Consider the following 15,472-nt stretch of genomic DNA (forward strand, 5'->3'; position numbering starts at 1 on the left):
TAACTCACTGTCGGTGATACGGACTCAGATAGCCAAAAGAACTGGGCATAAGGCGCTTTTAATCACTTTGTACTCAAATTATGGTCGTTATTATTGCAGTGCATTAAGTGCATTAAGTGCATTTAGCGATAACGGTATGTGTCAGAGTTTTGTACGCTGGCAGGCCAGGAGGCTGACAATGTGAGTATTACGATCGTCGGTGTAAATTCCACCCGCATGCGCGGGTGGATGCTTACATTTACTCCCCTTCGCCTGGGAATAGGAAGGGGTTGATGCTACTACGGGCAAAGCCTTCTTGCTCCATGCGGGCATCCAGCATCAGTGAGGCCAGGTCATCAGCGACGGCTTCGACACCGGCATCCTTTTCCTGATAGAGGATTTTTAGATACGTACCGCAGTCGCCACAGCTTTCGGCCTTAATGGCGGAGGCTTCACTTTCTAGTGACCAGTAATGAAGATCGCGCGTTTGTTCGCAATTGCTGCATTTCACGCGCACGACGTGCCATTCGGTTTCACACAAATTACAGTGCAGATAACGAAGGCCATTAGTTGTGCCTATATGCACCATGCTTGAAACCGGCATACTGCCGCACACCGGGCAGAATTGGCGCTGCTCACCGTATTCAGCGCGAGCTTTGCCGGGAATTTTACTGGCCATTTGCGCCCAGTACAGAGAGAGCGCGGCCCAAATGAAAGGCGCTTTGTCGCTACTAACCTGATTGAAATCTCCGTTAAAAAGCGTATCAGCCATCTCTTCCAGCTCCTGGTCAGAGGCTTTTTCCAGATTTTCAATCACAGCCAGCGCGGGGCCGCTCATTTCAGGTTTCAATTCTGCGATAAGCGAATGTAGCAGGCGGTGCCAGTGCTTATCGCGTGGTATTACGTGGATATCAAGCGGCGGCTTACCCTGCTCAGCTGCTTCTTGTAAGCGGGCCGTCAAATCTATCTCTAGTGGGTGATCGTAAAGTACGACTTCTTGCGCATGGGTGATTTGTGCAGCAAAGCGCAGGTATTCGCCCAGCGGATTATTATTCGCGAGTTCGCGCAGGCGCTCTGCACGGCGGTTATAAAGATTTTTTAAGCGAGGAAATAACAGCGGCGGAATTGTATCGCCAGCCTGTTTTTCGCCCTTCGTCAGCTTATCTTGCGGGATGATGCGAATACTCATTCTGTTTTCCTTTTAACTCCGGGCGTTAGCATAACGAAAGGCGGATTATAGGATATTGTGTCCGGGAGTTATCGCCCGAATAACCGCCTCCACATTATCCGAAGTGTGGCACATGATGCGCCCATAATAACAAGAATCGCAGGAAAACCGCTAATCAAGGGCAATAAAGCAGCCTATTTGATAGAAGAGAGGCGGGTGCTTCTTTGTCAAAATACGGGGAATCAGATGGATAGTGCGTGGCTGAATACAGGCGGGGTTTCCCCCGTCCTGAGAAGTCAAAATGCTACCAGTGGATCAGTCTGTCGGTTTCTGCGCTTTTTCCTGCGTTTCCCGGTACCAGCGTGGATGATGTTTTTTAGCCCATGGGCGGGTAACCCAGCCCTCAACCATGGCGGTAACCGAGCCCTTAACCCACAGTGCGGCATAGATATGTATCATGATAATGATAATTAATCCCACGCCTGCAAAGGAGTGCAGCATAAGCCCAAAACGGACAACTGGAATGGAGAACGCAGGGGCAAACCAAGGGCGCCAGATAATGATGCCGCTGATAAGCAACAATGCCAGTAGCAAAATAGCGCTCCAGAAGATAAATTTCTGCCCAAGGTTATAGCGCCCAATATCGCCGACGTCTTTATTCGTCACTATTTTGCGGATGTTTTTTGCCCACACAATATCTTCGCGATTGGGCAAGTTATGACGCCAGTAGTGAAAGAACATGATGATGAAAGAGGCGAACATCGCCACACCGATGAATGGATGAAGAATGCGGGCAAGCTGCGGTGTGCCTAAGATATACATCAGCCAGTTAAATGAAGGGAAAAAGAACCCCAACCCGCTGACGGCAACGAGCAAAAAGCAGAACGCGGTAACCCAGTGGTTAATACGTTCCGGCGCGGTATAGCGCACGAGGGTATCACGACGTTTCATTTACGCACCTCGTCTCTTTCATTGTGGAGATTATCGTCTTCTTCATCCGGTCGGTTAGGCCCAATGCCAACATAGTGGAAGATGCTGGCAGCAAAGGTTGCGGCAAAACCTACGGCGGCAAGCGGCTTCCAGATACCTTTCCAGAATTTTACCGTTTGGCTAATTTCCGGGTTCTCCGGCAAGCCGTGATACAGCGTTGGTTTATCGGCATGATGCAATACGTACATGACATGCGTTCCTCCTACGCCCGCCGGGTCGTACAAGCCTGCGTTATCGTAGCCGCGGGTTTTTAGCTCCGCCACCCGCTCGCCGGCGAGCGTAGTCATGTCCTCTTTAGTGCCAAAGTGAATGGCACCGGTAGGGCAAGTTTTCACGCAGGCCGGTTCTTGACCAACATTAACGCGATCGACACACAGTGTGCATTTATAGACGCGATTATCTTCCGGGTTAAGACGCGGTACGTCAAACGGGCAGCCCGCGATGCAGTATCCGCAGCCGATGCAGTGCTCTGACTGGAAATCTACTATGCCGTTAGCATATTGAATGATAGCGCCAGATGAAGGACACGCCTTTAAACAGCCCGGGTCAGCGCAGTGCATGCACCCATCTTTACGAATCAGCCATTCCAGCTTGCCGTTCTCCTCAACCTCGGAAAAACGCATGATGGTCCAGGATTGGGCAGTAAGATCCGCCGGGTTATCATATACCCCCACGTTGTGTCCTACCCGATCGCGGATGTCGTTCCACTCAGAGCACGCGACCTGGCAGGCCTTGCAGCCGATACAGGTCGTAACGTCGATAAGCTTCGCAACCGGTTCCTGATGGCTGCGCGCCTGGGGTGCCGGTGTAAATCCGTTTGTGGCGGAGCGGCGAATGACATCCTGAGATTGATAAGCCATAGTTCGTCTCCGTTACACCTTTTCTACATTCACCAGGAATGCTTTAAATTCAGGCGTTTGTGTATTGGCATCACCGACAAACGGCGTAAGCGTGTTAGCTATAAAGCCTTTTTTCGCGACGCCTTCATATCCCCAGTGAATCGGAATACCGATGGTATCTACCTCTCGATCGTGCACCTTCAGCGTACGAATACGCTTGGTAACTACCGCTTTCGCTTTAATGTAGCCGCGATTTGAGGAGACTTTGACCGTATCTCCCTGCGCGATGCCCAGCTTGCCCGCCAGCGTTTCGCCAATCTCCACAAACTGTTCCGGCTGTGCGATAGCGTTCAGCAGAGCGTGTTTGGTCCAGAAATGGAAATGCTCGGTTAAGCGGTACGTGGTACCCACATAAGGGTATTTATCGGCTTTCCCCATTGCGTCGAGATCGTGTTGGAACACGCGAGCTGCCGGGTTAGAAATGACGTTCGGATGCAATGGATTGGTACCCAGAGGCGTTTCAAACGGCTCATAGTGTTCCGGGAATGGGCCTTCTGCCATTTTGTCGATAGCGAATAAACGCCCCATACCTTCCGGCTGCATAATAAACGGCCCGACGTCGCTGTCCGGCGCGGCGGTGCTGTAATCCGGAATATCGATGCCGCTCCATTTGTCGCCGGTCCATTCCAACAGTTTGCGTTTGGGATCCCACGGTTTTCCCTGGGGGTCCGCCGAGGCGCGGTTATATAGAATGCGGCGATTGAGCGGCCAGGCCCAAGACCAGCCGAGCGTGTTGCCAAGGCCGGATGGATCTGCGTTGTCGCGCCGCGCCATTTGATTGCCTTCCGGTGTCCAGCTACCGGCGAAGATCCAGCAGCCGCTGGCGGTAGTGCCATCGTCGCGCAAATGCGCAAAGGTGGAAAGCTGCTCGCCTTTTTTCGCCAGCGTATTGCCTTTGTCATCGAGGATGTCTGCCAGTGCTTTCCCGTTGCTTTCCTGAGCGACCTCTTCTGATGCAGGCGCTTGCGGCGTGCGATAATTCCAGGTCATATTGAGCACTGGCTCTGGGGTAGCACCGCCGTCACGCTGATACATATTGCGCAGGCGCATGAATATTCCGGCCAGAATTTCGCCGTCATTCAGGGCGATGCCTGGAGCGTCGGCACCTTTCCAGTGCCACTGAAGCCAGCGTCCGGAGTTAACGATAGAACCGTTTTCTTCCGCGAAACAGGTAGAGGGTAGCCGGAATACTTCGGTTTGAATCGACGCCGGGTCCACGTCATTGGATTCACCGTGATTCTGCCAGAAGGTAGATGTTTCGGTGGTTAGTGGATCAATTGTCACCAGGAACTTCAGCTTACTGAGCGATGCGACCACTTTATTTTTGTCAGGGAAGGAAGCGACTGGATTGAAGCCCTGGCAAATATAACCATTGACCTTGCCCTGGTGCATCATCTCGAAATATTGCAGGACATCGTAGCTTTTGTCCCATTTCGGCAACCAGTCAAATCCCCACGCGTTATCCTTAGTGGCTTTATCACCAAAGAACGCCTTCATCATAGAGACAAAGAATTTTGGATAATTGCCCCAGTAATTGACCTGCCCTTTGAGCAGCGGTTGCGGGGTATTGGCTGCAAGATAAGTGGCGAGATCCGTTTGATTTTCGCTTGGCAGCGACATATATCCCGGCAGGCTGGTTGATAACAGGCCAATATCTGTCAGACCCTGGATATTGGAGTGGCCGCGCAGCGCGTTAACCCCACCGCCTGCCATGCCCATATTGCCGAGCAGGAGCTGCACCATTGCCATCGTGCGAATATTTTGTGCACCGATTGAGTGCTGGGTCCAGCCGAGCGCATAAAGGAAAGAGGCAGTTCTGTCCTTCGCGCTGGTTTCCGCAATATATTCACAGACCTTCAGGAAGTCGGCTTTCGGTGTGCCGCAGATAGTCTCTACCATTTCTGGGGTATAGCGCGCGACGTGAGCTTTAAGTAAATTCCATACGCAGCGTGGGTTTTTGAGCGTGACGTCGCGTTTGGCAAACCCGTTTTCGTCCAGCTCATAATGCCAGCTTGTTTTGTCATATTGGCGTTTTTCGGCATCGTAGCCGGTAAACAGGCCGTCATCAAAACCGTAATCTTCCCGCACAATCAGGCTGGCGTTAGTGTAAGCCTCAACGTATTCGCGGTTAACTTTGTTGTTATTAATGAGATACAACAATACGCCCGACAGGAAGGCGATATCGGTGCCTGAGCGAATAGGCGTGTAAAAATCGGCAACAGATGCCGTTCGGGTAAACCTTGGATCGATAACAATGAGCTTCGCACCGTTATGGATTTTGGCCTCCATTGCCCAACGGAATCCCACCGGATGTGCTTCAGCCGCGTTTCCGCCCATGACGACAACAAGATTGGCGTTCTTAATGTCAACCCAGTGGTTGGTCATCGCGCCGCGACCGAACGTTGGAGCAAGACTTGCTACCGTAGGTCCGTGTCAAACGCGTGCCTGGTTATCCACCGCGAGCATGCCGAGCGCGCGCGTAAATTTTTGCGTTAAATAGCCGGTTTCGTTGCTGGAAGCAGATGCGCATAGCATGCCGGTAGAGAGCCAGCGGTTTACCGTTGTGCCCTTGGTGTTTTGAGCGATGAAATTCGCATCGCGATCCTTTTTCATGAGGGCCGCGATTCGCTCAAAGGCATCATCCCAGCTTATTTGCTGCCATTTATCGGAGCCGGGGGCGCGATATTCAGGGTATTTCAGACGGCTTTCGCTATGTATAAAGTCCACCAGACCCGCCCCTTTCGGGCACAATGCACCGCGATTTACGGGATGATCCGGATCGCCTTCGATATGAAAAATGGATGCTTTTGCATTTTTTGCGCCGTCGCCCTGGCTGTACATTAACAGCCCGCAGCCAACGGAACAGTATGTACATGTCTGGCGGGTTTCACGGGTGCGCAATAATTTATATTGCCGCGTTTCCGCCAGCGCAATTGCGGGCGCAAAGCCCAGCGCGGCGGCCGTTGTGCCCGCCATACCGCCAGCGCAGATCTTAAAGAACTGCCTTCTGCTGACCTGCATGGTGTGCTCCTTGTTCTCGACATTGTCACATGTGTAGTTTTTTTGCGGTCTGCGCCACAAAGGTTCAATATTGACCTATTCCCCCCTTTAGATGAGGGGTAATGGTTACAGAATATCATAATGCAGTGAATGTTGTTCTAATACGGTTAAAACAAAGTGAATAAAACGCTCAATAATAAGGCGGAAGATGTGATGGATTTCACATGTTATCGTTCTGCCACCATATGGTCGCGCGCGGATTTTCTGCATGAAGGAGAAGACTGGTTAGCTGAAGAAGCGCCGGTTGCGCTGGTATATAACGGCATTTCTCATGTGGTGATGATGACGACGCCGAAAGATTTGGAGCTTTTCGCGCTTGGTTTCTCATTATCGGAAGGTATTATCGACGCTCCGAGCGATATTTACGGCATGGATGTCATTCAGCGTTGCAACGGTTTTGAAGTGCAAATTGAACTTTCCAGCCGCCGTTTTATGGGGTTAAAAGAGCGACGTCGTCAGTTAGCCGGCCGTACCGGCTGTGGCGTGTGCGGCGTTGAGCAGCTTAGCGATATAGGAAGAGCGGTTACGCCGCTGGCATTTACTCAGCGTTTTGAATTAGCGATGCTCGATAACAGTCTGACTCAGCTTAAGCGTTTTCAACCGGTTGGGCGGCTGACTGGCTGTACGCATGCTGCCGTCTGGGTCTCGCCGCAGGGTGATGTTCTGGGGGGACATGAAGACGTTGGTCGGCACGTCGCGCTGGATAAACTTTTAGGGCGCCGCTGCCGCGAATCATGGCGACATGGTGCCGCGCTGGTTTCTAGCCGGGCGAGCTATGAGATGGTACAGAAAGCGGCCATGTGTGGCGTTGAAATTCTATTTGCCGTTTCTGCGGCAACGGCCATGGCCGTGGACATGGCACAGCGCTATAACCTGACGCTAGTCGGTTTTAGTCGGCCGGGGCGGGCAATTGTATATACTCACCCTCAGCGGCTGTACTGATAGTTATTATTGTTATTGGGATTTAAATACACAAGTAGCCTCATTTATTGCGGGTAAAGCGCCATACATGACAATTTTTCGCATTTATTGAGAATAGCGTATCATTTTTACAGAAAAACTCTTTCTTTTACGGATATTTAAAATGCTGCAGTAATTAATGATTTACTTTCGCATTTAGTACATTACAACACTTTATTTATATATGAGGGAAATAGCACCCTGTTTTGTTGTGATGATTTAAAGAAAAGTGTTTTTTACTTAACATGATATTCACTGTCTGGAGATGTAAACATTTTCTGATGGATTTGTCCGTAATCAGTTTTTCACCTGGTTTTGCATTCAGCTCCACGCATTTCGTTTGTTTGCCTGTCGAAATTATAGCCGCAGATGAGAGGTGGATAATATAATTTATTGATAATTATATAAATTACTCTCGGTATGCTTCATTGGTTTTTTCGAATAAATTCATAAACACGATAGCTGACACCTATCAATAAAACTACTATTTATTGTTCAAATCGTGTTTATTTTTTTAATGATCTTGCTAAGATTATTGCCTAGGAAAATGAACTAAGAATTATCCACACCCACTGGAATTTATCTTGCTCTGTAAAAAATACAGCGGTTATTCTGTATTTGAATGACAACATTAGGATACTTGTTGTCGAAGAGTTAAATGTGATGACTGCTAAGAAACATTTATATTAGCAGCGCATGGAGGCGAAGATGGCAAGTATTGTTTGTCACGATACGGTAGTAAATATATATGGACAAGATAGGTTCTATATATGCGGTGTTCAGGAACTACTGACTGACTTTTTTGCCGTATTTACTCCCTTAAAAAACGACAATTCCTCTCTCCCCGATTTTTGGGTTTTGCCCAGGCTGCTGGACGTGTGTTTCTTTGTTCAGAAAGCCGATAAGAACAAAAAAAGCATCATCTTTTGTCTTGAGTCACATATGCGCATTTTGTCCAACTTGCGCTCATTAGGTGAAATTATATTTGTACCAATTTATGCGACAGTCAAATTGGTTAATGCGTTATTGTTTTCCTTCTTTGTTGAGCGTAAGGAATTGGGTTTTTCTGCTACAAATTCAAAACAAGAAAAAATCCCTGAGACAATTACCCGTACGCTGGCGTTATTGTTGTCCGGAATGCCGCCTAAAAGAATTTCTCATGTTCGCAATATTGATATCAAAACAGTGAGTTTACATAAGCGTATTGCCATGAGTGAATTAAATGTTGTGAGCCTTCCTGAATTGGTGGTTAAAGCATGGGCTTTGGGTTTGGATGGCGAATTTAGTTTTACAGGTCGCTAATGTTTTAAACGCTGGCGAATATTTCATATTGGATACCTTTATCAGGGATAACGGCATCCGTAGCTGAATATAAAATACAGGATGTATTATGAATAATATTTTTAAAGTGATTTGGAACAAACAGCTTGCCCGCTTTGTTGTTGTATCTGAGTTAGCCCGCGGCTTTTGTAAAACATCTTCTTCATCACCCCGTACGAATCGTGTCACTGCCTTTTCTGAAATGGGGAAATTTCCCGTAAGCGCTCTGGCCTTTATCATCAGCGCTACTCTGCCTGCGGCTTTTGCCGAGGAAATAACGGTCCATACTTTTTCGCCTGAATCCGACTTTCAGCAGGTAGTGACAGGTACCGACAACCTGCTTACCGGCAGTTTTACTTCTATTCAGCGTGGTGGTTTAGGCTATGTAAAAATGGCACTAGGTGAGGCCCGGGATAAAGGCTTGCTTACCGCAGAGAGCGCAAAGTGGATTGACTATAATATTGTGCGCATTGGCTCTCAGACCCGCTCAATTAACTATATTGATCCCGTCACTGGAAATACGGAAAGCATGCGGGTCTATGACAGTAATGATATGCAATCCGAACCAGCGAAAGATTTTAAAACAACAATATCCGTCGCGGTAGGGAAAAATGGTCAGTACGTTGATAAAAACTTTTATGAGATTGGTCCAGGAAGCTCACTGGACGTTAATGTAGGTCAGCAGGGGGCCGGCTGGGCAAAGTCTTCTGATAATTTATTAAATGCCATACTGAAAAGCAGCGATCAGACTCAGAATAAGGCATCCATATTTCACGTATTATCTTCAGCAAGCCAGGCGGCGGCTCTAAATTATCGTTCTAAAACTATTGTTAGCCTTGGTAATACGGAAAGTAATATTAAGAATGTGAATAACCCAACGACTTGGATGGGCGTGGACGATTTTGTCGGCGAATTTAATAGTGTTATTGGTAAACAAAACGTCAAAACGCTTGATGATTTTAAAGCGTATAACAATGCGCTTATAAAAGCGCTGCAGACGCCCGAGTCTCAGGGCGGAGTGCGGCTCACAGAACAAGAGTACGTCAATGAACTGAATAAAGCCCGTGGCAGCCTAATGCATCCAATTTACGCCAACATGGATAGCATTGCTGATGATGACGCTACGCGCGCGTTTGTAAACAGCCGCGCCGTATCTTATATCCATGCCGACGGCGATGCCGCGACTGTGACCGTTCAATCCGGCGCGAATATTCAGATGGTGGATTCGGACGCTACCCTGGTGAATCTGGAGAACGGCGCCACGCTGATAAATGAAGGGACGCTGGGCACCGCCGGGAATACCTTCCATGAGGCCTATGTTATTACTGCGCATCATAATTCTGTTGTAGAAAACCACGGGGTTATTGATGCGGGAACCAACCCCGATATGGTGGACTTCTTCGTGGATGGCGCGAAAGGTGTAGCGTTGGGACACCAGAGTGGCGTAATGGCGGACGGCAGCGCGGTGGTGAACAACCACAGCGACGGCGTACTTAACCTTGCGTCCCGCGGCAATTATCAGGGCAACCTGGGCATTTGGCTGAAAGGCAACGCGGTATTAAATAACGATGGTGTTATCAATATCGCCGCCAGCCAGGAAGCCGCACAGATTTTTAGCGATTACAGCAATATTGGCATCGAAGCACAGCACAGCACCGTGATGAATAATCGGGGCACCGTATATATTGGTCGCGCTGCGCAAAGAACGCCCGATGAAGCGGTTGCCGATCTCGATATCAAACAGCCTTCCATCGGCGTGCATATCTACGGCAGCGCTACCTATAACGGATTTGATGACTCCTCGATTGTTATTGGCAGTAAAACGCAAAATGCGGTGGCGATAGATATAGGTGGTAATGCGTCGCTTAACCAGCGCGGGCTCATTCGTATCAATGGCAACATTCCGGGTAAAGAAGTGGCGGAAAATATTGGCATTGTGGCTCGTAGTGGCACTCAGGCAAGCAAAGTGGTTAATTATGGCACTATTGAACTGAATGGCCTAAATGCAACGGCTATCGTTGTGGAAGAGGGTGGCAACATCACCCACGCCGGAACGATTGATGTTAACGGCGGCCTCGATCCGCAAAGCGGTTATGCGAATTACGGTATCCGTGCTTCAGGGCAATCCGCCAGGGCTATCGTTTCCGGTGGTATTAATCTGAAAGGCGATGGCGCGATTGGCGTATATGTAAAAAACAAGGGTCAGGTTGATATCCTGGATACGGGGGCGGTTAATTTTGTCGAAGGGCAAAAACAAACCGGGTATTTCATCTTCGGGCAGGACTCTATCGTCAACAATGGTGCCACCCGTAGCCAGGATGTCGCAACGGCGAATTCCACACTGTATCGCATCGACGGCGGTGCGACGTTTAATGCCTCTCTGTTGAAGAGCGCTTCACTAAAAGCGTCCGGCACTGATTCAACGCTTATTCGTACCACCGGCACCGGCAGTTCGATGCACACCGGGGCGCTAACATTGAATGTGGCTGGCTCAGGAGCGACCGGCGTTCGCGTGGAGGGCGGCGCTACCGGCACCATTGATGCGGCAACGCAAATCGATATTTCCGGGAACGGCGCCACCGCAGGTATCGTCGATGGCCGCTACTTTAAAGCAGATGGCACTGAAGACACCGGGAAAAAAGGCGAGTCTGGTTTGCTGAGCGAGGCAACATTAACGACGGCGAATACAGCTCGCAATGCGCTGGGTTATAAAGTGCTGGCCGGAGGCACGCTAATCCATCGCGGAGAAATTAATTTTACCCAGGCTGGCAGCACGGGCGTGTTGGTCGATGGTGGTACGCTGGAAAATCAGAAAACTATCGTGGCGAACGGCGTTGCGGTAGATATTCAGGGTGCTGGTTCTGCCGTAACCAATACGGGAACGGTAACTGCGACGGATGGCACGGCGGCATATCGAGTGGGAAATGGTGCATCACTGACGCTTGGCGGTGCAGGCACCACCACGGCGCAGGGCTCGGCGCATGGCATTCAGCTTGCGGCAGGCGCTAAAGCATTAAATATCAGCAATGCAACTATTACCATGGCGGCGAACGGTAGCGGAAACGCGATTGAAAATACCGCCGAAATTTCAGGCATTCAATTAACGGACACCACGATTAACGTGGGCGGCGGTGCCGGCGTGCGCACTGGCGCAACGCTTGCTGCGCAAAACAGTGGAACCATCAATGTAGATGGCAGCGGTACCGGTATTTTGTTTCAGCGCGCTAACGGCGCGGAAACCAACGGCGACTTTGATTTATCTGCCTCACAGGCGCTGGTGGTTAACGTAAATTCTGCGCAGGGTAAAGGGGTGGTGACGCATACTCAGGGTGCGGTAAAAAACGGCGTTAGCGTCAATGTTAAACATGATGACGGCGCCGCCGCGCTGGAGGTGCAGGGTGGCACGGCCAGCGTCATCCAAAGTGGAATCTTAACGTCCACATCCATGCGCAGTGCCGTGGTCGATCTCCAGCACGCCGCTTCGCTGAAGACGCTGACCAACAGCGGGGCAATCCTTGCCCGTGATGCGCAGCAGGTAGCGATTCAGGCAGATGCAAACGCTGGTGGCATAGATTTCACTAACGAGGCGGGCGGTGTCATACGCGGCAAGGTTAACCTGGAAGCGGGGAATAATCGGATCACGCTGCAGCGTGAAAGCCAGGCGACGGATATCTTTACCCTTGCGGGCAACGATCTTTATCGTTTACAGAATATCGATGAAAAAGATAGCGCGCTATTTACGTCACTCAATGCCGGGCATGGCGATGATACCTTATTGTTTGATAACGCAAAATACATACTGCATGACGCCGCGGCGCTGAACGGTTTTGAACATATTCAGTTAACCAATAGCTCAACCCTGACGCTGGATAATGTCGGCCTGGCGCTGGGGGATGAGAAAAATGATGTGGCGGGAACGGGGTATCGCATTGATGCCCACAGCCAGCTAGCTGTTCGGGCGAATAGCGAACACAATTTTGCCAGTCATCTCTCAGGTACCGGGGTGTTGAGCGCAGATCTGGGCAGTGAGAATAATGCGTTTAATTTCACCGCCAATAACGCCGGGGATGGTTTTGCCGGCACAGTGGCGCTAACGAATAGCCGTTTCCTGCTGTCCGCAGACAATACGCGGGCTTTAGCTGCTGCAACGCTGAAAACCGGTGCTGGAAACATCACGACGGTTGCTAAAGGCGCGCAGCGCATTGGTGGGCTGGCGTTTGATGGTGGCACAATAAAATTTGAAACCAAGACGCTGGGGCAGGCGACGGCGGACTCTTTCATACAGGCGGAAAAAACGCTGGATATTGCCGGTAAAGGCACCGTACAAGTGCAAATTAACCCGGTTTTAAACGCGCCAGTGCTGCCGAATAACGCGCTTAACCTTCTGGCACAGGACGATATGCAGACAGGCCTGAAACTGGCGGGAGTAAATGGCCAGGCGCAGGGCAGCGCTGGCAACCTGACGCTTATCGATCAACAAGGCAAGGTGATTACCAGCGCGGTTAGCGCAAGCGTCGAGCAGGGTGGTATAACGGCGGCGCAGGCGACGTATGATTATCGGCTGACCGGCGGTGAACGCAGCGATGGACTGTATATCAATTACGGCTTAAAAACGCTGGATTTATTGACACAGGGCGCAAATGCGCTGGCGCTGAACGCGAGCGGCCAAAGCGGAGCCGGCGCCGACCTCAGCGCCCGGGTAACGGGAAGCGGCGATTTGGCCATTGCGACAGAAAAAGGAAGCACGGTTTCTTTGTCCAATCTTGATAATGACTACACGGGTGTTACCGATGTGCGCAGTGGGGCGCTGCGTCTGGCGAATGATAACGTGCTGGGGAACAGCAGCGAATTGCGCCAGGCGGGCGAGACGCGCGTGGATATGAACGGTCATCGTCAAACGGTGGGTGCGCTGAATACCGCAGCAGCAGCGGTGACTGATATCAATGGCGGCGAGTTAACGCTCTCGCACGGCGGAACGGTTGACGGTTTTCTGCGCGGCGCCGGTGAGCTGAACATCGCCGGTGGCGTATTGAGGCTCACCGGCGCAAACGCGGAATTAACGGCAACAACCCGTATAGCATCCGGCGCGCAGGCGGTAATCAACAGCGGTGCCGGCCTGGGTAATGGCGCGATAGCCAATGCTGGCACATTGACAGTAACGAGCGCAAAAGGGCAAATAGCCAATAATCTGAGTGGCAATGGTTTAGTGAGTGTACAGCAGGCCAGTGATGTGGCGCTTACCGGCCAAAACTCCGGCTTTAGCGGTCAGTTTGCCATTGAAAAAGGCAGCCATTTAACGGCGGCTTCTCAGGCGGCGTTAGGCGCGTCTTCTCTTTCCGATGCGGGCCTGTTAACGCTCGCTGCGGCGGATACCTGGCAGCTTAATAACCACATTACCGGCGCGGGCGACGTTCAGAAAACGGGGGGAGGAACGGTCACTCTCCTGCAAAATGCGGCGCAGTTTACCGGCGTCACAGATGTACAGCAGGGCGCACTGATGCTCGGCAGCGCGAGTGCGGAAACCACGCTGGCCTCTTCCCGGGTTGAGGTGTCTGAAGGCGCCGTTTTTGGCGGCTTTGGCGGTACGGCCGGTGATGTAAATAACCGCGGTACGTTAACCGTGGGACAATCCGCCGCTATGAAGGCCCGGTTGCTGGCCGCAGCCGAACAGCCTGCGGTATTTACCGTCGGCGGTAATCTGGTTAATAGTAACGCGCTGGTGATAGGCCACCCGGGCAGCTCCCGCGTGGGTAATCAACTGCACGTAGCGGGGGATTATCAGGGCAATGGCGGACATATCTATTTCAACACGGCGCTCGGGGGCGATAATTCTGCGACGGACCGAATGATTATTGATGGCGCCACTTCGGGGACATCGGCGGTAAGCGTCGCTAACGCCGGCGGCTCAGGGGCAAAAACCCTCAACGGCATTGAGCTGATCCACGTCGGCGGTGACTCTGCCGGTGAATTCACTCAGGCCGGACGTATCGCAGCCGGTGCCTATGATTACACCCTGATTCGCGGTACGGGCAGCAACGCAGGCAACTGGTACCTGGTCAGCGGAAAATCCGATCCTACTCCGGTTCCCGATCCTGGACCGGGTCCTAAACCGCAGCCGGTGCCGGATACGCGCCCGGAAGCAGGTGCTTATACTGCCAACATCGCCGCTGCCAACACGCTGTTCGTCAACCGCCTGCACGACCGCCTGGGCGAGACCCACTACGTGGATGCCCTTACCGGTGAAGCGCGCGTCACCAGCCTCTGGCTGCGTAACGTCGGCGGCCATAACCGCTTTAAAGACGCCAGCGGACAGCTCAGCACCCAGGCTAACCGCTACGTCATGCAGCTCGGCGGTGACATCGCCCAGTGGAGCAGCAGCGCCCGCGACCGCTTCCACCTCGGCGTGATGGGCGGCTACGCAAATCAGAAAAGTCATACCCGCAACCAGCGCAACGGTTATCGCGCCGACGGCAGTATTGACGGCTACAGCGTGGGGCTGTACGGTACCTGGCTGCAGGATAACGATGAAAAAACCGGTGCTTACGTCGATACCTGGTTACAATACGGGTGGTTTAACAACCACATCAACAGCGACGTAACGCAGGAAAGCTACAAATCCCGCGGCCTGACCGGCTCAGTGGAAACCGGGTATACCTGGAAGCTGGGCGAGCGCGATACGCGCACGGCGTTTTATATTCAGCCGAAAGCGCAGGCCGTATGGATGGGCGTGAAGTCGGACGATGTAAAAGAGAAGGGCACCGGCACCCGGGTGAGCAGTGAAGGCGACGGCAACCTGCAGACCCGGCTTGGGGTGCGCGGCTTTATCAAAGGGCACAGCGGGCTGGATGACGGAAAACAGCGGACTTTCGAGCCGTTTGTTGAGGCGAACTGGCTACACAACACGCGGGCGTTTGGCGTCAGGATGAACGGCGTGCGGGTGGACCAGGCGGGCAGCCTCAACATAGGGGAAGTGAAAGTGGGCGTGGAAGGTCAGCTAAACCCGCAGGTTAATCTGTGGGGCAATGTGGCCCAGCAGGTGGGTGACAAGGGTTACAGCGATACCAGCGCGATGTTTGGCGTTAAGGTCAATTTCTGA

Annotated in this window: 7 protein-coding genes; 3 read left to right on the top strand and 4 right to left on the bottom strand. The window is 51.6% G+C overall.

Translation table 11 applies throughout. The features are described from left to right. Positions 1 to 238: 238 nt before the first annotated feature. From fdhE to fdnG, 4 genes are all read right to left on the bottom strand, one after another. The gene (gene fdhE / locus SFA31_RS03710) at positions 239 to 1,168 is read right to left on the bottom strand and encodes a formate dehydrogenase accessory protein FdhE (protein ID WP_322836760.1); all 930 of its coding nucleotides are present in this window, start codon (positions 1,166 to 1,168) and stop codon (positions 239 to 241) included. 294 nt (positions 1,169 to 1,462) lie between these two features. Then, the gene (gene fdoI / locus SFA31_RS03715) at positions 1,463 to 2,098 is read right to left on the bottom strand and encodes a formate dehydrogenase cytochrome b556 subunit (protein WP_322836761.1); all 636 of its coding nucleotides are present in this window, start codon (positions 2,096 to 2,098) and stop codon (positions 1,463 to 1,465) included. Then, positions 2,095 to 2,997, bottom strand: coding sequence for a formate dehydrogenase subunit beta (fdxH, locus tag SFA31_RS03720; RefSeq protein ID WP_322836762.1), 903 nt, complete (start codon positions 2,995 to 2,997; stop codon positions 2,095 to 2,097). Before fdxH ends, fdoI begins: the two co-directional genes overlap by 4 nt. A 12-nt stretch (positions 2,998 to 3,009) precedes the next feature. Continuing rightward, positions 3,010 to 6,057: a formate dehydrogenase-N subunit alpha gene (fdnG, locus tag SFA31_RS03725; protein ID WP_322836763.1), complete on the bottom strand. Its 3,048-nt coding sequence runs from the start codon at positions 6,055 to 6,057 to the stop codon at positions 3,010 to 3,012. A 156-nt stretch (positions 6,058 to 6,213) separates the two neighbouring features. Between fdnG and fdhD the strand changes: the two genes are divergently transcribed. The 3 genes from fdhD to SFA31_RS03740 all read left to right on the top strand — a co-directional run bounded on the left by fdhD (position 6,214) and on the right by SFA31_RS03740 (position 15,472). Beyond that, complete coding sequence (gene fdhD, locus SFA31_RS03730; protein ID WP_416208316.1) at positions 6,214 to 7,038, top strand: formate dehydrogenase accessory sulfurtransferase FdhD; 825 nt, start codon at positions 6,214 to 6,216, stop codon at positions 7,036 to 7,038. 726 nt (positions 7,039 to 7,764) lie between these two features. Next, a complete protein-coding gene (locus SFA31_RS03735; protein ID WP_322836765.1) occupies positions 7,765 to 8,358 on the top strand; it encodes a helix-turn-helix transcriptional regulator in 594 nt (197 codons plus the stop codon). An 88-nt stretch (positions 8,359 to 8,446) separates the two neighbouring features. Then, positions 8,447 to 15,472: an autotransporter outer membrane beta-barrel domain-containing protein gene (locus SFA31_RS03740; protein ID WP_322836766.1), complete on the top strand. Its 7,026-nt coding sequence runs from the start codon at positions 8,447 to 8,449 to the stop codon at positions 15,470 to 15,472.

Source organism: Erwinia sp. HR93 (assembly GCF_034555055.1).
GTDB lineage: Bacteria > Pseudomonadota > Gammaproteobacteria > Enterobacterales > Enterobacteriaceae > Apirhabdus > Apirhabdus apintestini.

What these genes read in the sequence shown, in the direction of transcription:
- fdhE (WP_322836760.1), bottom strand. Translation starts at nt 1,168, where the DNA reads ATGAGTATTCGCATCATCCCGCAAGATAAGCTGACGAAGGGCGAAAAA.
- fdxH (WP_322836762.1), bottom strand. Translation starts at nt 2,997, where the DNA reads ATGGCTTATCAATCTCAGGATGTCATTCGCCGCTCCGCCACAAACGGA.
- SFA31_RS03740 (WP_322836766.1), top strand. Translation starts at nt 8,447, where the DNA reads ATGAATAATATTTTTAAAGTGATTTGGAACAAACAGCTTGCCCGCTTT.
- fdoI (WP_322836761.1), bottom strand. Translation starts at nt 2,098, where the DNA reads ATGAAACGTCGTGATACCCTCGTGCGCTATACCGCGCCGGAACGTATT.
- SFA31_RS03735 (WP_322836765.1), top strand. Translation starts at nt 7,765, where the DNA reads ATGGCAAGTATTGTTTGTCACGATACGGTAGTAAATATATATGGACAA.